This window comes from Streptomyces sp. CNS606 (assembly GCF_000426325.1).
On the sequence record NZ_AUFD01000028.1, the window covers coordinates 1 to 19,973 of the forward strand.

Annotated in this window: 12 protein-coding genes and 1 pseudogene; 6 read left to right on the forward strand and 7 right to left on the reverse strand. The window is 73.7% G+C overall.

What is annotated here, in order from left to right:
- From K304_RS29780 to K304_RS0118340, 4 genes and pseudogenes are all read right to left on the reverse strand, one after another.
- Window positions 1-635: pseudogene (locus K304_RS29780) on the reverse strand (N-acetylmuramoyl-L-alanine amidase); the annotation flags it as partial.
- Between the two features lie 241 nt (window positions 636-876).
- Window positions 877-1,995, reverse strand: a complete 1,119-nt coding sequence (prfB, locus tag K304_RS0118330; protein ID WP_027764944.1) for a peptide chain release factor 2 — start codon at window positions 1,993-1,995, stop codon at window positions 877-879.
- A gap of 126 nt (window positions 1,996-2,121) precedes the next feature.
- A complete protein-coding gene (locus K304_RS0118335; RefSeq protein ID WP_027764945.1) occupies window positions 2,122-3,456 on the reverse strand; it encodes a serine/threonine-protein kinase in 1,335 nt (444 codons plus the stop codon).
- A gap of 205 nt (window positions 3,457-3,661) precedes the next feature.
- The gene (locus K304_RS0118340; protein WP_027764946.1) at window positions 3,662-5,401 is read right to left on the reverse strand and encodes a serine/threonine-protein kinase; all 1,740 of its coding nucleotides are present in this window, start codon (window positions 5,399-5,401) and stop codon (window positions 3,662-3,664) included.
- 440 nt (window positions 5,402-5,841) lie between these two features.
- On the opposite strand from K304_RS0118340, the gene K304_RS0118345 reads away from it, so the two are divergent.
- A complete protein-coding gene (locus K304_RS0118345) occupies window positions 5,842-8,895 on the forward strand; it encodes an FHA domain-containing protein (protein ID WP_027764947.1) in 3,054 nt (1,017 codons plus the stop codon).
- Window positions 8,896-9,066: 171 nt separating this feature from the next.
- Here the strand turns inward: K304_RS0118345 and K304_RS0118350 are convergent, their stop codons facing one another.
- Genes K304_RS0118350 through K304_RS0118360 form a run of 3 tightly spaced genes read right to left on the reverse strand, consistent with a single transcriptional unit; the run spans window position 9,067 to window position 12,703 of the window.
- Entirely contained in the window at window positions 9,067-11,388 is a 2,322-nt protein-coding gene (locus K304_RS0118350) for an FtsX-like permease family protein (RefSeq protein ID WP_027764948.1), read from the reverse strand.
- Between the two features lie 2 nt (window positions 11,389-11,390).
- Entirely contained in the window at window positions 11,391-12,200 is an 810-nt protein-coding gene (locus tag K304_RS0118355) for an ABC transporter ATP-binding protein (protein ID WP_051308598.1), read from the reverse strand.
- Entirely contained in the window at window positions 12,197-12,703 is a 507-nt protein-coding gene (locus K304_RS0118360; protein ID WP_027764950.1) for a PadR family transcriptional regulator, read from the reverse strand. The genes K304_RS0118355 and K304_RS0118360 overlap by 4 nt, the downstream gene beginning before the upstream one ends.
- A 198-nt stretch (window positions 12,704-12,901) precedes the next feature.
- On the opposite strand from K304_RS0118360, the gene K304_RS0118365 reads away from it, so the two are divergent.
- The 5 genes from K304_RS0118365 to K304_RS0118385 all read left to right on the forward strand — a co-directional run bounded on the left by K304_RS0118365 (window position 12,902) and on the right by K304_RS0118385 (window position 19,917).
- On the forward strand, window positions 12,902-14,167 hold the full coding sequence (locus K304_RS0118365; protein ID WP_027764951.1) for an ABC transporter substrate-binding protein: 1,266 nt from the start codon (window positions 12,902-12,904) through the stop codon (window positions 14,165-14,167).
- 247 nt (window positions 14,168-14,414) lie between these two features.
- Complete coding sequence (locus K304_RS0118370; protein ID WP_027764952.1) at window positions 14,415-16,094, forward strand: glycoside hydrolase family 13 protein; 1,680 nt, start codon at window positions 14,415-14,417, stop codon at window positions 16,092-16,094.
- A 64-nt stretch (window positions 16,095-16,158) separates the two neighbouring features.
- On the forward strand, window positions 16,159-17,535 hold the full coding sequence (locus tag K304_RS0118375) for an extracellular solute-binding protein (RefSeq protein ID WP_051308599.1): 1,377 nt from the start codon (window positions 16,159-16,161) through the stop codon (window positions 17,533-17,535).
- Window positions 17,536-17,554: 19 nt separating this feature from the next.
- Entirely contained in the window at window positions 17,555-18,970 is a 1,416-nt protein-coding gene (locus tag K304_RS0118380) for a carbohydrate ABC transporter permease (protein ID WP_078529336.1), read from the forward strand.
- Window positions 18,967-19,917 (forward strand): carbohydrate ABC transporter permease, encoded by a 951-nt coding sequence (locus tag K304_RS0118385; RefSeq protein WP_051308600.1) that lies wholly within the window; start codon window positions 18,967-18,969, stop codon window positions 19,915-19,917. Before K304_RS0118380 ends, K304_RS0118385 begins: the two co-directional genes overlap by 4 nt.
- Window positions 19,918-19,973 lie beyond the last annotated feature (56 nt).

The window sequence follows — 19,973 nt, forward strand, 5'->3', positions numbered from 1 at the left end:
GCGGCCGTGGTCGCGTCGTCCGCGCCGGAGTAGGCGGCGACCGCGCCGAACCAGTCCGCGGGGTCCTCGCTCGCCGGGAGTCCCAGCTCCCGCTGCGCCTGCGCCAGCAGCGCCGCACCACCCGCGATGTTCGCCGCCGGATCCTCCCGCAGCCGCTCCGCCGCGATACCCGTCAGCTCCGCCGCCTCCGGCAGCGTCCGCAGCCGCTCCGGCACCCGCCCGGCCTCCCGGCCCTCACCCGCCCGAGCGGTCCGGGACAGCGCCGCCACGTCCAGCGGACGCGCCGCGTCACCCCGCGGATCCTCCGCACCCCCGTGATGATGCTCCCCGGACTCCGCCAACGCCGTCCGCAGATCCGTCAGATGCATCGGCCCGTACCCGCCCGACACACTCGCCGCACCCGCATGCCCGTCCCACCGCGACTGCAGGTACGACACCCCCAGCAGCACACTCCGCGGCACCTCGTACCGCTCCGCCGCCCGCTGGAACGCCCCCTGGAGGGAGCGGGACGCGGTCTCGTCGGTCGATGCGGGCACGGCGGTGACCAGTGGCGCCAGCAGCGCCGCCGCGGCGACGCCGGCCACCGCGTACGCGGTGCGTCGTCTGCCGGGTCGTCGGGGGATCGTCCCTGCCACGGTGCAGCCTCCTCGAAGTGGTTCCGAGTGAACCGCCTCAGGTGAACCGACCCCGTGCCCGGTGGTCAACTACCGCGCACGACTTCGCCGCACTGCATGTCGGGGCACGGACGTGCGTTTTGCGCAGGGCAGGTGCGGGGCCTGCGGCGCGGCAGTGGCCCAGACCACTGGCACGGCCGGGCGCCGGGAAATCGTTACCGTTCGGAGATCGCCGGGTGCCGGGTGCCGCGTGGGGCGGGGATCAGTTCTGCTCGGCCTGTTCCTGCTGCTTGCGCCAGCGGATGCCCGCCTCGAGGAACGCGTCGATGTCGCCGTCCAGCACGCCCTGCGGGTTGCCGACCTCGTGCTCCGTCCGCAGGTCCTTGACCATCTGGTACGGGTGCAGCACGTAGGAACGCATCTGGTTGCCCCACGAGTTGCCGCCGTCGCCCTTGAGCGCGTCCATCTTGGCCTGCTCCTCCTCCCGCCGGTGGGCGAGGAGGCGGGCCTGCATGACGCGCATGGCCGCGGCGCGGTTCTGGATCTGCGACTTCTCGTTCTGGCACGACACGACGATGCCGGTCGGGATGTGCGTCATCCGCACGGCGGAGTCCGTGGTGTTGACGGACTGGCCGCCCGGACCGGACGACCGGAACACGTCGATGCGGAGTTCGTTCTCCGGGATGTCGATGTGGTCCGTCTGCTCCACGACGGGCAGCACCTCGACGCCGGAGAACGACGTCTGGCGACGGCCCTGGTTGTCGAACGGCGAGATCCGGACCATGCGGTGCGTGCCCTGCTCGACGGAGAGCGTGCCGTAGGCGTACGGCGCCTTCACGGTGAAGGTCGCCGACTTGATGCCCGCCTCCTCCGCGTAGCTGATGTCGAACACCTCGGTCGGGTAGCCCTTGCGCTCGGCCCAGCGCAGGTACATGCGCATCAGCTGCTCGGCGAAGTCGGCGGCGTCGACACCGCCCGCCTCGGCGCGGACGCTGACCACGGCCTCACGCGGGTCGTACTCCCCGGACAGCAGCGTCCGGACCTCCAGCTCCTCCACGGCCTTGCGGACGCTCGCCAGTTCCTGTTCCGCCTCGGCGCGGGCGTCGGCGTCGCCCTCGTCCTCGGCGAGCTCGAAGAGCACGCCGACGTCGTCGATGCGGGACCGCAGGTCCTCGGCCCTGCGCAGCTGGCCCTGGAGGTAGGACAGCTTGCTGGTGACCTGCTGGGCGTTGTCCACGTCGTCCCACAGGTCGGGGGCCGCCGCCTGCTCCTCGAGCGCGGCGATATCGGCCCTCAGCCTGTCCAGGTCGAGGACGGCCTCGATCGACTCCATGGTGGAGGAGAGGGACTTCAGCTCTTCGGATACATCGACGACTGCCACGCCCCCAGCCTAACGGCTGGCCCGGCGGACCCCGCCCCTCCGGGGGCGCCCGCTGCGGCGCCGCACGACGGGACCGGGGCTTCCCCGGACCCGTCGTGCGGGGGAAGCGAGGGGAAGGCCCCGCGGTCAGGGCTGCTGGACGGCGGGCGCGGGGCGCGTCGAGGCGTCGTCGTCCCCGGCCGCGAGCCACCCTCCGACACCGACCGCCGCGGCAACGGCGACTCCCGCGACCGCCAGCACCAGGCGCCGCCGCCCCGCGGCGGCCGCACGGTTGCGCGCCGAACCGGCCCGGCGCGCACCCGCCGCCCGCGGCGTACGCGCCGTACCGTGGGCGCCGCCGGCCAGCTCGTCCGCGCCGGGCACCCGCATCGAGGTGTGGGTGTCGCGGTTCGCGTCGGGGCTCGCGCTGCTGCGCACCAGCGGCACCGCGGCGCGCCCCGGCCCCGGCTCCGGTCGCGCCTGCGCCGGGACGGCCGCCCCGTCGGCGCCCGCGGCGGCGGGCGCGGCACCGTCGGCGGCGTCGTACTGCTCGTCCGCGTGGTCGTCGATGTCCAGCGGCGGCAGACCCCGCAGCAGGGGCAGCACCTCGCGCAGCCGCTCCGACAGTTCGGGGGCGCGCAGGCGGGACGCCGGGGCTTTCGCCAGGCACTGGTGGACGACCTGCCACAGCTCGTCCGGGATGCCGGGCAGCGGGGCGACGGTCTCGGTGACGTGCCGCCGCAGCACCGCGCCGGGGTGTCCGCCGCCGAACGGCGTGAATCCGGCGAGCAGCTCGTAGAGCACGGTGGCGAGGGCGTAGACGTCGACGAAGGCACGCGGCGGCAGCCCTTCGACGAGTTCGGGGGCCAGGTAGTCGGGGGTGCCGATGAGTCCGCGCGGGGTGCGCTCGCCCCCCGTCGCCGCGCCCGGTCCCGAGGCGCTCCCGGCGGCGCCCGCCGGGAGCCCTGCGGCGGCCCGCCGCCGGGGCGAGTCGATGAGCTTGGCCACGCCGAAGTCGGTGAGCAGAGCCGGCGGCGCTCCGCCCGGCCCGCCGGGGCCGTGCGCGTCGAGCAGCACGTTCTCCGGCTTCACGTCACGGTGGACGACGCCCGCGGCGTGGGCGGCGGCGAGCGCGCCGGCGACGTCCGCGCAGATCGCGACGGCGACCTCGGGCGCGAGGCGTCGTTCGCGTTCCAGCCGGGTGCGCAGGTCGGTGCCCCGGACCAGGTCCATGACCAGGGCGAGGTCGGTGCCGTCCACGACCAGGTCGCGCACGCCGACGACGTGCGGGTGGTCGAGGGAGAGCAGCGCGGCCCGTTCCTGCACGAAGCGGTCGACCAGGTTCTCGTCCGAGGCCAGGTCGTCCCGCAGCAGCTTGACGGCGACCGGGCCGTCGGGGCCGTCCGCGAGCCATACGGTGCCCGCGCTGCCGCGTCCGATGATCTGCCGAGCGGTGTAGCGACTGCCGATCTTCCGTGCCACGTTCCGTCCCTCGCTGAAGCCGGGTGGGGTGAGCCGAGTGCGCCGAGTGACCGGCCCCGCCGTCACGGAAGAGGGGCCGCACGGCGACAAAGTACGCGCCGTGGGCCCCTGCGGGCGGGAAAACGGGGGTGACATGTCGTGAATGCGAGGGTTTTACCCTCCCAGAGTCGACAAATCTCCCCGGTGACGTGCCGTCCGGAGGGTGCTACTGCCCGCCGGTGGCGTCCTCGGCGCTGCTGAAGAAGTCGCCGACGTCGTTGAAGAACTCCTTGGTCTGATCCCACCACTGCTGACCGGTCTCCCACCACTCCGGCAGCGGCGTGAAGTTCCACACCAGCACGGCGATGACGACCAGGATCAGGATCGAGACCAGGCAGCCCTTCAGGCAGCCCAGACCGGGGATGCGCGTCGGGTTCGCGCTGCGGCGGCGCGGCTCGCGGGCCGGTGCCTCGCGCGGCGCGGGGCGCCGGGGCTCGTACCGCTGCGGGGCGGGCCGTTCGGGGCGGCGCGCCGGCGGGCGGGACGGCGCCTCCGGGGCGCCGCCGTAGGACTGCCGGCGGGGCTGCGGGCGCTGCTGCTGCGGGCGTGCCTGCGGCGGCGGGGGCTGCTGAGCCCGGCGCTGGGGGCGGCGGCGCAGCGGGTCGAGGGACGGGTCGAGCGGCTGGACCTGGGTCTGCTCGTTGCGGTCGCGGGCCGCGCGCAGCTGGCTCTCCCACGGGTGGGGGCCGTCCGGCTGCGGGGGCTGCTCGGGGTACTGCTGCGGGCCGCCCGGTCCGCCGGGACCGCCTGGACCGCCGGTGGGCATGACGCGGGTGGCGTCCTCGGAGCCGCCGGGGGCGCCGGGGGCGCCATAGCCGCCGGGTCCGCCGGGTCCGCCGGTCTGCGGCATCACGCTGGTGGCGGCGTTCGGGTCGTACCCGTAACCGCCCTGCCCCGGGCCGCCCTGACCGTCGTACGCGGCTGCGCCACCCTGCGGCAGGACCTCGGTCGGCGCGGAATCGCCGATCAGCCGGCCGTCCGGCACGGTCGTCGGCTCGGGGTCGGGCGCGAGCAGCGCGGCGACGCCCATCGCGGCGCCCGCCTGCTGCGGGGTGGCCTGCGCGCCGATGCCCGCCGCGACCGTCCGCAGGGCACGTCCGAGGTTGACGGCGCTGGGGCGCTGGGCGGGCTGCTTGCGCAGGCAGCGCTCGATCACCGTCCACAGCGGGTCGGGGACACCGGGGGGACGCTGCGGCTCGTCGTCGAGGTGGCGGCGCAGCACCTGCAGCGTGGATTCGCCACCGAACGGCGGGCGTCCGCTGATGAGTTCGTAGAGCAGAATGCCCGCGCCGTACACGTCGACGGCGGAGGTCTGCTCACGGCCCTCGGCCGACTCGGGCGCCACGTAGGCCGGGGTGCCGACGAACTCCTGGGTGCGGGTGAGGCCGGGCGAGTCGGCGAGGCGGGCGATGCCGAAGTCGGTGAGCATCGGGTGCATGCCGTCGGGGCCCTCGGCCAGCAGCACGTTGGCCGGTTTCAGGTCACGGTGCACCACGCCGTCCGCGTGGCTGGCGGCCAGCGCGTCGGCGATCTGGGCGGTCAGCAGAGCGGCGCCGACCGGGGAGAACGTGCCGTTCTCCCGCAGGTAGCGGTGCAGGTCGGGGCCCTCGACCAGATCCATCACCAGCGCCAGCAGGTCGCCCTCCACGACGAGGTCGCGGGTGCGGACGATGTTGCGGTGGGTGAGGCGCAGCAGGGCGGACCTCTCGCGCAGGAAGCGCATCACCACGTCGGGGTCGTGGGCGAGCTCCTCGCGCAGCACCTTGATTGCCACGGCCTCACCGGGGTGCCCGGCGACCGCGGCCTCGTCCCCCGCGACCTCCCGCTGCCGCGCCCGCCACACCGTGCCTGTGGCCCCGCGCCCGAGCTGCTCCTCGAGGAGATACTTGCTGCCTACCGGCCGCACGTCATGCGCTCCTTGGGTCTCGCACTGCTGTCCCGCCCACTGTACGGCCGTCGCGCCGGGCGGCGGCCGGGCCGAGGCGATCGTACGCGGGCCCTGCGGGACCGGGGGCGACCGCTTCCTGTCGAAGACGTGCGGGGCGGGGCCGCAGGTTCCCGCACGGGCGTCTTCCCGGACACCGGGCGCGCGCCCCGCGGCGAAAGACCGGGGGATCTCCCACACCGGCGGCGCCCCGGCGACGGAGACCGGGAGCGATCGCTCCCGGGGCCGGACCGATCGTGGCTGGATCACGCACAATCCCACTCGGACACCTTGCGCACCGAACGCGCCAATCAAGATCATGTGGCGGTGCGGGCGCGGCCGGATGTCGGCGCCGGATGCGAGGATGCCGGAGAGCGCCTGCGGGAGCAGACGCACGCGGTGGTGGGAAGCGGGAGGGACCGATGCAGATCCGTCTGGGCGTCCTGGCGTCGCGCGGCGGGCAGGCCGCCGCGCGTGCGACCGACGTCGTCGTCACGGCCCCGAGCGGCACCGTCCTGGCCACCATCGCGGAGGGGCTGGTCGCCGCGGCCGCCGGCGCCCCGGACGGCGCCGAGCGGAGCGAGCGCCCCGAACGCGACCGCGACCGGGGTCACGAGACGGTGCCGGTGTACGTCGGCGAACGCCGGCTGGACCCGCATCGGCAGATCGTCGGCGCACCTCCGCTGGTCGACGGCGCGGAGGTGTCGCTGTACGCCCCCTCCCCCGCCGCGCACGCGGAGGCGTCCGGCGGCGCGCGGGCCCGGCTGCACGTGGTCGCCGGACCCGACGCGGGCGGCGTGCACCTCCTGCACGGCGGACGGGTCACGCTCGGCCGCTCCGCAGAAGCCGACGTGCCCCTCGACGACCCCGACGTCTCCCGGCTGCACTGCGCGGTGACGGTCACCGACTCCGGACAGCTGACCGTGACCGACCTGGAGTCGACCAACGGGACGGCGCTCGACGGCTCGGACGTGCCGAGCGGCCGCACGGTGCCGCTGCGGGCGGGGGCCACCGTCCGCCTCGGCGAGTCCGCGGCACGCGTCCAGACCTCCGACGGCGACGCCGTACCGCTCGGCACCGTCCCGGACGGCGAGGGCCGCCTCCGCCTCGCACAGCCGGGAGTCCTCGGCGCCGACGACGGCCCCGGCGAGCCGGCTCCTGCACCGAGCCCCGTGGCCGGCCCGGAGGCGCCGGGAACGCCCGGCGTTCCGTCCCCCAGCCACACCCCCAACCGCGCCCCCGGCGGCGGGACCGCCGCCCGTCGCGGCCCCGAACCGACGACCGGCCCGCCCGGCCCGCCCGGCATGTCTGTCGCGGACGGCCGCCGCACGGAACCGGAGGGCGGGACGGAGGCCGCGCACCGCGACGCCGCACCGTCGGGGCCGTCGGGGCCGTCGGGGCCGTCGGGGCCGTCGGGCAGAGGGCTCACGGGCTGGGCGCGGAAGTGGGCGACCTGGCGGGCGGAGGCGGCGCCGGGCCTCGACGCCCGCGGCGGGGCTGCCACCCGCCGCGCCCCCGGGCCACCGGAAGGCGGCCCCGCCGCGGCGGACGTGACGCGGCCCGACCTCGCCGCCGTGCTGCTGACCGCACTGGGCCCGGGCCCCCTGCTGTGGGGGCGCGGGGCGCAGCACCCGCACGCCCTGACCGTGCGGATCGGCATCGCGCACCGCAGCCACGGGCCGGGCGAGCCGGTCACCGTGGATCTCCGCACCTCCGGTTCCCTCGGCATGGCCGGGCCCCGCGCGCGGCTCGCCGCGCTGGCCCGCGCGCTCCTCGCCCAACTCACCGCCCTGCACGGGCCCGGCGCGCTGGAGACCGTGCTCATCGCCGCCGACCGTGCGCGCGACGAGACCGACCGCACCCGGGAGTGGGCCTGGCTCGGCTGGCTGCCCCACGTACGGCCCGCGCACGGACAGGACTGCCGCCTGCTCGTCGCCTACGACGGCGACCAGGCCGCCGCCCGCACGAGCGAACTGGTCCGCCGCCTCGACGAGACCGCATCCGTCTCCCCCGCCGCGTACCGGGGCCCGCGCACCGTTCTGGTCGTGGACGGCGACCCCGGCCCGGCCCCCGTGCGGGACGCCGTCGCCCGGCTGGCCGCCGAGGGCGCCGCGGCGGGCATCCATGTGCTGTGCCTGGCCGAGACGCCGTCGGCGACACCGGCCTCCCCGCTGGACGACACCGTCCGCGCCGCCGGTGAGGCGTCACCGCCGTTCCGCTCGTGCGGCACGTTCGCGCTCCTCAGCGGCGCGGTGGCGACCGCCGTACGGATAGTGCGCCCCGGCCGCCGGCACGCGGACGGCACGGTGGCCACGATGGACGGCGTGTCCGCCGCCTGGGCCGAGCGCTTCGCGCGCGCGCTTGCACCGCTGCGCGAGGCCGACGGCTCCCCGGCCGGGTCCGGTGGCGCCGCGGACGTCCCGCGCGTCCCGGCCGCCCTGCCCCGGACGTGCCGGCTGCTCGACGAGCTGGGCCTGGCGCGGGCCACCCCGGCGGCGCTGCTCTCCCGGTGGGCGGCTTCCGCCGCGCAGCCGACCCGGCTGCCGCTCACCCTGGGAGCGGGACCGCGCGGTCCGGTCGCCGCCGCGCTCACCGCCACGCACCCGCACCTCCTCCTCACCGGTCCTGCCGGTTCGGGCAAGACGGAGCTGCTACGCGCGGTCGCCGCCTCGCTGGCGGCCGACACGCCCGCCGACCGGCTCGCCCTGCTGCTCGTCGACGGCGACGCGGACCGTGCGACCGCCGGCGGCGGCCTGTCCGGGTGCGCGGACCTGCCGCCCGCCGGGGACCACCTCGTCGCGGGCGACCCGGTGCGGATGCGGGAGTTCGCCCAGTCGCTCAGCGCCGAACTGAAACGCCGCGCCGAACTCGTCGCCGACGGCCGGTCCTCCGACGGCCCTCCGCCGGACGCCACCCGCGTGGTCTCCCCTCGCCGCCCGCTCGGCACGGCAGGCACGGCACGCCACGCCGCGCCCCCGCTGCCCCGGCTGGTCGTCCTGGTCGACGACTTCGACACCCTGGTCGACCCGGCGCTGGGCAACCCGGGGCGGCCGTCGGCCGGTTCGGTCGTCCGCGCGCTGGAGGCCGTGGCCCGCGACGGTGCGCGGCTCGGCGTGCACCTGGTCGCCGCCTCCGGCCGCCCCGACGCCGTCGCCGACACCGCGACGGCGCGCGGCGCCGCGTTCGAGGTGCGTCTCACCGGGCGCGACGGCGACGACCCGGTTCCCGGCCGCGGCTCCCTGCGCCTCCCGGACGGCACCTCCCTCCCCTTCCAGGGCGGGCGGGTCTCCGGGCGCATCCCCCGCACGGCCACGCTCCGGCCGACGGTCGTCCCGCTCGACTGGGCGCGGGCGGGCGACCCCCCGACCCGCCGCACGGTCCGCGAACTGGGCAACGGGCCGACCGACCTCGCCCTCCTGGCCAGCGCCATGACCCGCGCCGCCCGCCCGGCCGCTCCCAGCCCGTCCAGCGTGTGAGAACCCGCGGGCGGGCACAGGCAGTGCCACGGCCGCATGCGCGTGGATCCGCGAGGGCGGCGGCGACGAGTGAAGGTCACCTCCCGACGTCGGCCGCCCTCCGCCGTCCGCCGAGCCGCCGACCCGGAGGAGGAAGCCCCGGCCGGCTCACACGCCGTGCGCCCCGACGGATCAGAGCGTCGCGCTGAGCGAATCGGCGAGGCGGCGGCGGGTGATGCGGGCCGCCGGGAGGGCGGCTGCGGCGACGGCGCCGCACACCGCGGCGGCCGCGAGGGCGAGGAGGGTCCAGAAGGACGGCAGCGCGGCGATGCCCGAGCCGATGCCGCTCATCGCTCCCTGGAGGTCGATGAGCCAGCCGCTGAGCAGCACGCCCAGCGTGGTGCCGATGAGCGCCGCGGCCAGCGAGATGAAGCCCGCCGAGGCCACGATGACGCCGCTGATCTGCCGGGGCGTGAGCCCGATGGCCCGCAGGGCGAGCAGGTCGCGGCTCCGGTCGCGGACGAACGAGCCGATGGACGTGAGGAGTTCGGTGAGGCCGATCAGCGCGAGGACGGTGACCAGTCCGGCGATCCCCCACAGCGCGGGGGCGAGCCCGTCCGCAGGGTTGGGGACCTCCCATATCTCCAGGCCGCCGGGGGCGTTCTCGGCGAGCTGGGAGCTGACGGCGCGCGGGTCGGCGCCGGGTTCGAGCAGCAGCAGGGAGAACTCCGGCCGCAGGTCGGCGTCGCGTTCGCGCAGGGTGTCCAGCGAGGTGGAGACGACCTTCCCGCCGTCCTCGGGTTCGAGGCTGCGGCCGACGAGGTGCAGGATCTGCGGTCTGCCCTCGACGGTCATCCGCACCCAGTCGCCGATCTCGACCTGCAGCAGGTCCATCAGCCCCTGCCCCGCGACGGCCTCGTCGGGCCCGTCGGGGTACTCACCCTCGGCGAGGGTGAACGGGTAGGGGTCGTCCTCCGTGCCCAGGCCGCGCAGGGTGATGGTGCCGGTCTGGCCGGGGACGAGGGCGGCGACCTCCGCCCCGGGGTGGACGGCCTCGACCTCGCGGTGCTCGGCGAGCAGGCGCCGGGTCTCCTGCGGACCGAGTTCGCCGCCCTGCGCGGAGCGGGCGGTCAGAGCCGCGGGCAGGCCGATGCTTCCGGGGGCCTCCTGGAAGCGGTCGATGGTGGTCCACACGCTCAGCGCGATGGTGATGAGCGTGAGCGGGACGGTGAGCCGGGCGACGGCGGTGACGGCGCGGGCGCGGCGCGGGAAGGCGCCGCGCCAGCCGAGGAGGACGGTGGAGGAGAAGGACAGGCCGAGGAAGCGCCGGGTGAGCGGGGTGACCGGGCCGGCGGACGGCAGGGCGGCGCGAGAGGCGGGCACCGGCGGCACCCGTCCGGCGCGCCAGGCGGCGAGCGTGGTGGCGACGACGATGACGAGCACCGCTCCGGCCGGGATGCCGGCGAGCAGCAGCAGGTGTCCGGGGAGCTGGTGCCACACCGACATCGCCTCGCCGATGCGGCCGGGTATGTGGGGGCCGAGGGCGAGGGTCAGGCCGTTGCCGACGGCGACCGCGAGGAGTGCCATGCCCAGGTGCTGGGCGAGGAAGACGCGGACGACCTGGCCGGGGGTGAAGCCGATGGCCTTGAGCACGGAGATGTCGCGGAGCTGTCCCCGGATGCGGGTGCTGATCGCGCCGGAGGCGACGAGGGCGCCGGCGAGCAGCGCACCGAACCCGAAGATGCCGAAGACCAGGCCGAGGAGGCGGTAGCCGTCCTCCGCGTCGGCGCGGGCCTCCTGCCACTTGGTGACCTGGGTGACCTGGTCGGCGCCGAGCACCGTGACCGCGCGCTGGACGAGGAAGTCCAGGTCTTCGGGATGTTTCAGGCGCAGCCCGACCGCCTGGCCGCCCCGGCCCTCGGCGGCGGTGCGGGCGAAGGCGTCGGGCAGGGCCCAGGCGATGCCGGGCTGTTCGCCGGGCCGGTAGTGGAGTTCGGCGGTCTCGGCCACGCCGACGACTTCCAGCGTCTGCGGGCCGTCGGCCGCCTCCCCGCCGGGGAAGGTGAGGGCGTCGCCGGGTTCGACCCACAGGGCCTCGGCGAGCGAGCGCTCCAGCACGATGCCGTCGGGGTCGCCGGGGTCGAGCCAGTCGCCGGCGGTGATCTGGGGGCGGGCGACCCGGGGCTCGGTCGCGTCCGCGGAACGCAGTTCCACCCCGGCCCGGACACCGCGCGCCTCGGCGGACGTGCGGGTGGTGGGGTACGGCCCGGCCGCGTCGCCGATGCCGTCGAGGAAGACGAGTTCACCTGCGGGGGCGTCGGCGGTGGTGTGGAGCCAGACGTGGGCGCCGCGGGTCTGGGTGAAGACGCGCTCCCACGGGTTGGTGGCGTAGCTGAACAGCGCCGCGGCGAGCACGAGGGAGGCGATGATGCCTGCGGTGGTGAGGACGGTGAACAGGGTCTGTCCCCGGTGGGCCCGCAGGTCGGCGTGCGCCCAGCGCAGGGTCGCCCGCACGGTCACGTGCCCAGTTCCAGCACGCCGGTGACGCCCCCGGGAGCCTTGCCGGAACGGTTGCCGCCGCCGGCGGCGAGGTCGGCGTCATCGAGGATGCGCCCGTCGAAGAAGCTGATGACACGGTCGGCGGCACTGGCCATCCGCGCGTCGTGGGTGACCATGACGATGGTCTGGCCGCGCTGGTGGAAGCGGCCGAGCAGGCGGATGACCTCGCGGGTGCCCTTGCTGTCCAGGCTGCCGGCGGGCTCGTCGGCGAGCAGGATGCCGGGGTGGTTGACCAGGGCGCGGGCCAGGGCGACGCGCTGCTGTTCGCCGCCGGACAGTTCGGCCGGCATGGCGCGTTCCTTGCCCGTGAGACCCAGTTCGTCGAGAAGTTCGCGCCGCCCGGCGCGGGCGTCCCGGGGGGAGGCGCCGGCCAGGAGGGCGGGCAGCTCGATGTTGTCGGCGACGGTGAGGTTCGTCACCAGGTTGAAGAACTGGAAGACGATGCCGATGCCGCTGCGCCGGGTCACGGCCCAGCGGGACTCGCTGAGGTCGTCCATGCAGCGGCCGTCGATCCACAGGCTGCCGCCGTCGGGACGCTGGAGACCTCCCAGCAGGTGCAGCAGGGTGGACTTGCCGGCGCCGGAGGGGCCGGTGACGGCGACGAACTCGCCGCGCCGCACCTCCAGGTCGACGCCGCGGACGGCGTACACGGGGGCGCCTTCGCCGCGATGGGTCTTGGTGAGGCCGCGGGCGCGCACCAGCGGCTCGCTCTCGCGGGCGCCGTCGGCCGCCTCCGCCGCTCGGGCGGAGTCCGCGTCCTCGCTCATTCCAGCTCCTCCTGGCAGCGCTCGAGCCAGTCGAGGTCGGCCTGCAGGTGCAGCATCGCGCCCTCGATCAGCAGCTGGGCTATCCGGTTGTCCCGGTCCCCCGCCACCGCCAGCTTCGACAGGTCACGCATGGTGTTGAGGTACTGACGCCGCTGTTTGTTGATCAGAGTGATCTGGTCGGCCAGGCCGGAGTGCGTGGCCAGGGCGAGTTTCATGAAGAACTCGTCCCGGATACGCGGCTCGTCCGTCGTCTCCTCGAACCACGCGAGAACGGCCTCGCGCCCGGCCTGGGTCAGCCGGTAGGTGCGCTTGTTGGGGCGATTGGTCTGTGTGACGTCCTCGCCCTCGATCAGGCCCGACTTCTCGAGTCGCCCGAGGGTGACGTAGATCTGCCCGACGTTGGGCTGAGGGTACGCGCTGCCCAGAAGCTTCTCAAGCTCTCCCTTGAGCTCGTAGCCGTGCGCCGGGCCACGGGCGAGGAGGGCCATGAGCGGCAGACGCACGCGCGCTCTCCTCCTCCGGTTCGGGCCTGCGGTGTGGTGCGCTCACCACCCCTTGTCGTAGGGCCGCCACCGGGGCCCGCTCCCCGACCCTCCCCGGCCCGGTCGCCACACCCTAGTATCGCCCATGCCTAACGGGTATATATGAGCCCGGATCACCGGGGCAAGGAACCGGCCGACGATCTGAGGGAGGCACCGAAAATGCGGTGGATGCGGGCCGCAGGCAGGAGCCTTCTGGTGACCGCCCTGCTGGTGACCGGCTATACGGCCTGCGCGCAGCAGGACGAACGGCCGGACGAGCGGGGGCCGATGACGCTGGCCACGGCCGGCGACCTCACCCGCTACCTGGGCCCGCTCCTGCGGGACTGGAACCGGGAGCACCCCGGTCAGCGGGTGAAGCTGGTCGAGCTGCCGGACTCGGCTGACGAGACGCGGTCGCAGATGATCACCGAGCTGCGTTCGGGGAGTCCGCGCTTCGACATCCTCAACATCGACGTGGCGTGGACGTCGGAGTTCGCCGCCGCCGGATGGATCTCGCCGCTGGACCGGTCCCGTTTCCCGCTGGACAGCTTCCTCCCGCCGGTGCTGGACACGGCGACCTTCGACGACCGGCTGTACGCCGTCCCCTACGTCACCAACGCGGGGCTGCTGTACTACCGCAAGGACGTGCTGGCGAAGGAGGGCGTCGAGCCGCCCCGAACCTGGGACGAACTCGCCCGCCAGGCGCGGGAGATCGCCCCGAAGTACGACCTGGACGGCTACGCCGGGCAGTTCCTGCCGTACGAGGGGCTGACCGCGAACGTCACCGAGGCGGTGCGGTCCTCCGGAGGCTCGCTGCTCGGCGACGAGGGCGCGAAGGTCACCGTGAACGGGGCGACCCGCGACGGTCTGGAGTTCCTGGCCGGCGGGGTGCGGGAGGGCTGGATCCCCCGCGAGGCGCTCGGCTACAAGGAGGAGGAGTCGCGGATCGCCTTCCAGAAGGGCGAGCTGCTGTTCCTGCGCAACTGGCCGTACGTGTACCAGCTCGCCAACGGCGACGAGGACTCGGCGGTGGCGGGGAAGGTCGGCGCCGTCCGCATCCCCGGGCCGGACGGGCCGGGCACGAGCGTGCTCGGCGGCTCCAACCTGGCGGTCAGCGCCCACTCCCGGCACCGCGAGTCCGCCGCGGACCTGATCGCCTACCTGACGAGCGAGCCGGTGCAGCGGCGCGTGCTGACCGAGGGCGCCCTCCCGCCGGTGCGCGCGGATCTCTACAACGATCCGGAACTGGTAGGGGAACACCCCTATCTTCCGACGCTCAGGAAGAGCATCCTTACCGCCGAGCCGCGTCCCAAGAGCCCGCGCTACGACCAGGTGAGCCTGGCCGTGCAGGCGGTGGCGCACGACGTGCTGTCGCTGCGCCAGTCCCCCGGCGACGCCGTGAACCGGCTGCGCCGGGAACTGACGGCCATCGCCCGCGAGGACTGACGTCCGCGGACCGCTGCACAGGTCGGCGCCGTCCGTACCCTCGGCGTCTCTTGACCGCTGGACTTGCTACTTAACAGTTAGGTAGCGGCCCGCTCACGATGCTCGACACAAAACCGGGCATTCCCCTCGAGCTTCTGCACGTTCGTTGACACTGGCTCACTGGCCTTACTTAACATGCATGTAACCGACGACCCCGTCTGTGGTCGCCTCTGCGCAACTCCGAGAGTCAGGTACAGGTCAGCGAAAGATGTTGGCAGCCCCGGCCGTGAACGGCCTCCCGCCCCGCACCAGCCGCGCCACGGAGCAGTGGTGGCGTGATGCGGTCATCTACCAGGTGTACGTCAGGAGCTTCCTGGACAGCACCGGGGACGGCATCGGCGATCTCGCCGGCGTGAGAACGGGCCTGCCCTATCTGAAGAAGCTCGGCGTGGACGGCGTGTGGCTCAGCCCGTTCTACCCCTCGCCGCAGCACGACCACGGCTACGACGTCGCCGACTACTGCGACGTCGACCCGGTCTACGGCGACCTGGAGGAGTTCGACCGCCTCGTCGCCGACGCCCGCCGGCTCGGCATGCGACTGCTGCTGGACATCGTCCCCAACCACTGCTCCAGCGACCACGTCTGGTTCCGCGAGGCACTGACGGCCGAGCCCGGCTCCGCGGCCCGCGAGCGGTTCCACTTCGCCGACGGCCGCGGCGAGGACGGCGAGGAGCCGCCGAACAACTGGCACGCCATGTTCGGCGGACCGGCCTGGAGCCGGGTCACCGAGCCGGACGGCACGCCCGGGCAGTGGTACCTGCACATGTTCACCCCCGAGCAGCCGGACCTGAACTGGCGCAACCCCGAGGTCGGCGACGAGTTCGACCGCGTCCTGCGGTTCTGGCTCGACCGCGGCATCGACGGCTTCCGCATCGACGTCGCCGCCGGCCTGTTCAAGCACCCGGACCTGCCGGACTCCGACGACCCGCACGCCGACGAGCGCTCCCGGGACTCGGTCAACCCGCTGGCCTGGAACCAGCCCGAGGTGCACGACGTGTGGCGCCGCTGGCGGGCGGTGTGCGAGGAGTACACCGCCGAGGACGGCCACGACCGGCTGCTGGTCGGCGAGGTGTCCGTGGCCAACGCCCGCGAGCACGCCCGCTACATCCGGCCCGACGAGCTGCACCAGGCGTTCTTCTTCGACCTGCTGAGCGCGCCGTGGAACGCCGACGCCTTCCGCACGTCGATCGCCGAAGCGATGCGCGACATCGCCGGCACCGGCTCCACCACCACCTGGGTGCTGAACAACCACGACCAGATCCGCTCGGTCACCCGCTACGCCGAAGCCTCCGGCGACGGCCGCTGCCTCGGTTCCGACCGTGCACGCGCCTCCGCGCTGCTGATGCTGGCGCTGCCCGGCAGCGCGTACGTCTACCAGGGCGAGGAGCTGGGTCTGCCCGAGGTGGACCTGCCCGACGAGCTGCTCACCGACCCGATCTTCCGGCGCACCGGCAACCGCAGCCGGGTCCGGGACGGCTGCCGCGTGCCGCTGCCGTGGTCCGGGCACGCCTCGCCGTTCGGCTTCACCTCCTCCGGGATGGAGCCGACCCGGCCGCCGTGGCTGCCGCAGCCCGAATGGTTCGCGGACCACGCCACCGACCGGGCGCTCGCCGACCCGCACTCCTTCTGGCACCTCTACCGCGAGGCGCTCCAGCTCCGCCAGACGCTGCCGCAGCTCGGCACCGGCGAGCTGCGCTGGCTGGACTCCCCGCCCAGCGTCCTGACCTTCGTCCGAGGCGACGGGCTCATCTGCGCCGTCAACTTCGGCACCGCGCCGGCACCCGCACCCGTCCCGGGCGCACCGCTGCTGGCAAGTGGCCCGTACACGGGCGGCGACCTGCCCGGATCCACCGCCGCGTGGTGGATCAGCGACCACATCACCGCCTGACCCGGCTCCCGGGGCGGACGTCCCGGGAGCCGACAGGCTCGAACCGCGAGGAAGGAACAACCGGATGAGAATCCGTAACGCAGGCGGAGGCCGCGCCCGGCGCGCCGCCGCGGCCACCACCGCCGCGCTCGCCCTCTCCCTCACCGCCGCCTGTGGCGGCGGCGGTGGCGACGACACCGAGAACACCGGCGGCAGCGAGGACGTCAAGGCGACCGTCGAACTGCCGGACCTGAAGGGCGAGACCGTCCAGGTCGCCGCCGTGTGGACCGGTCCGGAGCAGAAGAACTTCGAGACCGCGCTGAAGGAGTTCGAGAAGCGCACCGGTGCCGAGGTCGAGTTCGTCCCGACCGGCGACAACGTCGCGACGTTCATCGGTTCCAAGATCGAGGGCGGCGCACCGCCGGACGTCGCGATGCTGCCGCAGGTGGGCGTCCTGAAGCAGTTCGCGGAGAAGGGCTGGCTCAAGCCGGTCGACAAGGCCACCCAGGAGCAGCTCGACGAGAACTACTCCGACGGCTGGAAGGAACTCGGCCAGGCCGACGGCAAGCAGTACGGCGCCTACTTCAAGGCCGCGAACAAGTCGCTGGTCTGGTACAACACCGCCGCCTTCGAGAACGCGGGCGCGGAGGAGCCGAAGAGCTGGCAGGACTTCCTCGACACGGCGCAGCTCGTGGCCGACTCCGGTGTCGAGCCGGTCTCCGTCGGCGGCGCCGACGGCTGGACCCTGACCGACTGGTTCGAGAACGTCTACCTCTCGCAGGCCGGCCCGGAGATGTACGACAAGCTGGCAGCCCACGAGATCAAGTGGACCGACCCCTCCGTGGAGAAGGCGCTGACCACGCTCGGCGAGCTCTTCGGCGAGGACCAGCTGCTCACCGGCGGCAAGAGCGGCGCTCTGCAGACGCCGTTCCCGGAGTCGGTCACCAAGACCTTCTCCGACCTGGAGGCCCCGCAGGCCGCCATGGTCTACGAGGGCGACTTCGTCGGCGTCACCATCGCCAGCGACACCGACGCCAAGATCGGCTCCGACGCGCAGGTCTTCCCGTTCCCGGCCGTCGGCGAGGGCGACTCCCCGGTCGTGACGGCGGGCGACGCCGCGGTGGCGCTGAAGGACACCAAGGCCGCCCACGCCATGATGACCTTCCTCGCCTCCAAGGACGCCGCAGGCATCATGGCCGAGCAGGGCGGCTTCCTGTCCCCGAACAAGGGCCTGGACACCGCCGCGTACCCGGACGACGTCCAGCGTGAGATCGCCCAGGCGCTCATCGACTCGGGCGACGACTTCCGCTTCGACATGTCCGACCAGGCCCCCGCGGCCTTCGGCGGCACCAAGGGCGAGGGCGAGTGGAAGGCCCTGCAGGACTTCCTGAAGAACCCCGAGGACGTCGAGGGCGCCATGCAGGCTCTCGAGAAGTCCGCCGCCAAGGCGTTCGGCAACTGACAGCAGGAGACCATCTCTCATGTCCCAAGCATCCGCGGGTGGCTCCGGGGCTCCTGTAGTCGAGGATCCCGGAAGCCGTGGAACTGATGAACCTGACCAGTCCAGCAGTCCAGGCGGCAGCTCTGCCCGTACGGGTGCGGGCGGGCGCGTGTCAGCGATGCGCGCCCGCCCCTGGGTGGCCGTCAGCTTCCTGCTCCCGGCCTTCCTGCTGCTCGGCGCACTCGTCGTCTACCCCATCGGCTACTCGGTCTGGCGCAGCTTCTTCGACGCTGCGGGCGACTCCTTCGTCGGTCTGGCCAACTACGTCGAGATCTTCACCGATCCCGACAACCTGACCTCGGTCCAGAACACTCTGATATGGGTGATCGTCGCGCCGTCGATCGCCACCCTGCTCGGTCTGATGTTCGCCGTACTGACCGACAGGCTCCGGTTCGCCACCGCGTTCAAGCTGATCATCTTCATGCCGATGGCGATCTCCATGCTGGCCGTCGGCATCATCTTCCGGCTCGTCTACGAGCAGGAGCCCGATCGCGGTGTCGCCAACGCCGTGTGGGTCGGCGTCCACGACACCTTCGCCGAGTCCTCCGCCTGGCCGGGCGCCCGGCCGCGTCCGAACGCCGGGCTGGAGGAGATCAAGGGCGGCGGCTTCGTCACCGCCGACGCCGTCGGCTCGGCCGACCCGACGAACCTGCCGCTGGTCGGCGTGCCCCCGCAGGACGTGGCCCAGGCCGCGACCGCGGGAACCGCCCAGCCCTCCGGCGGCGAGGTCACCGGCACCGTCTGGCTGGACTTCACCCCGGGAGGCGGCGGCGAGGCCGGCGCGATCGACCCGGAGGAGAAGGCCCTCGCCGGGATCGCCGTCGAGGCGGTCAAGGACGGCGAGGTCGTCGCCACCGCGACCACGGGCGCGGACGGCACCTACGCGCTGCCGGCGGAGGCCGAAGGCGCGACCCTGCGACTGCCGGCCGCCAACTTCGCCGAACCGTACAACGGCGTCGACTGGCTCGGCCCGGCACTCGTCACACCCGCGATCATCGGCTCCTACCTCTGGATGTGGGCCGGCTTCGCGATGGTGCTGATCGCCGCCGGACTGGCCAGCGTCCCCCGGGAGATCCTGGAGGCCGCACGCGTCGACGGCGCCAGCGAATGGCAGGTCTTCCGCAAGGTGACCGTGCCACTGCTCGCACCGGTGCTCGGCGTCGTCCTCGTCACGCTGATGATCAACGTGATGAAGATCTTCGACCTCGTGTACATCATCGCGCCCAGCGCGGTGCAGTCCGATGCGAGCGTCCTCGCCCTCCAGCTCTACCTGGTGTCCTTCGGTGGCGGCGCCAACCAGGGCCTCGGCAGCGCCTTCGCGGTGCTCCTGCTGCTGCTCGTCCTGCCGGTGATGGTCATCAACATCCGCCGCCTGCGGAGGGAGAACCGACGATGAGTACCCCCACTCCCGCGCCGGCCGTGCCGGCCCCCGGGAAGGAGCAGGCCGCACCCGCGGCGGGCTCCGGGACCGGACCCGCCGACGGAAAGCCCCGGCGCACCGTCGCCTCCCGGCTCACCTCGCTCACCGGCGGCACGTTCGTACGGTTCGCCCTCGTCGTCATCGCCCTGATCTGGCTGATGCCGACGGCCGGCCTGCTGAGCTCGTCCTTCCGCGACTCGGCCGACATCGCCGACTCGGGCTGGTGGACGGTCTTCACCGACCCGGGCCAGCTGACCGGCGCGAACTACGAGGCGCTGTTCGCCAACGACGCCATCACCGGCTCGCTCGGCGTGACCATCGCGATCACGATCCCGTCGACGGTGCTGGTCATCGTCATCGGCTCGCTCGCCGGATACGCCTTCGCCTGGATGGACTTCCCCGGCCGGGACTGGTGGTTCCTGGTCGTCGTCGGCCTGCTGGTCGTCCCCATCCAGGTGGCGCTGATCCCGGTCGCGAAGCTGTTCAACGCGGTGGGACTCTTCGAGACCATCCCCGGCGTGGTGCTCTTCCACACCGCCTTCGGTCTCCCCTTCGCGGTGTTCCTGCTGCGCAACTTCTTCGCGGAGATCCCGAAGGAGCTGCTGGAGGCCGCACGGCTGGACGGCGCCGGCGAGATCCGCCTGTTCACCCGCGTCATCATGCCGCTGGGCGGACCGGCGATCGCCTCGCTGGGCATCTTCCAGTTCCTGTGGGTCTGGAACGACATGCTGGTCGCGCTGATCTTCGCGGACTCCGGTTCGCCGCCGATCACCATCGCACTCCAGCAGCAGGTCCGGCAGTTCGGCAACAACATCGACGTACTGGCACCCGGCGCGTTCATGTCGATGGTCATCCCGCTGGCGGTCTTCTTCGCCTTCCAGCGGCAGTTCGTCTCCGGCGTGATGGCGGGCTCGGTCAAATAGGCCCGCAGTGACGGGGGAGCCCGGCATCCTGGGGATGCCGGGTCTCCTCACCGACG

Coding starts and splice junctions, on each gene's coding strand:
- K304_RS0118345 (WP_027764947.1), top strand. CDS start 5,842: ATGCAGATCCGTCTGGGCGTCCTGGCGTCGCGCGGCGGGCAGGCCGCC.
- K304_RS0118355 (WP_051308598.1), bottom strand. CDS start 12,200: ATGAGCGAGGACGCGGACTCCGCCCGAGCGGCGGAGGCGGCCGACGGC.
- K304_RS0118365 (WP_027764951.1), top strand. CDS start 12,902: ATGCGGTGGATGCGGGCCGCAGGCAGGAGCCTTCTGGTGACCGCCCTG.
- K304_RS0118370 (WP_027764952.1), top strand. CDS start 14,415: ATGTTGGCAGCCCCGGCCGTGAACGGCCTCCCGCCCCGCACCAGCCGC.
- K304_RS0118375 (WP_051308599.1), top strand. CDS start 16,159: ATGAGAATCCGTAACGCAGGCGGAGGCCGCGCCCGGCGCGCCGCCGCG.
- K304_RS0118380 (WP_078529336.1), top strand. CDS start 17,555: ATGTCCCAAGCATCCGCGGGTGGCTCCGGGGCTCCTGTAGTCGAGGAT.
- K304_RS0118385 (WP_051308600.1), top strand. CDS start 18,967: ATGAGTACCCCCACTCCCGCGCCGGCCGTGCCGGCCCCCGGGAAGGAG.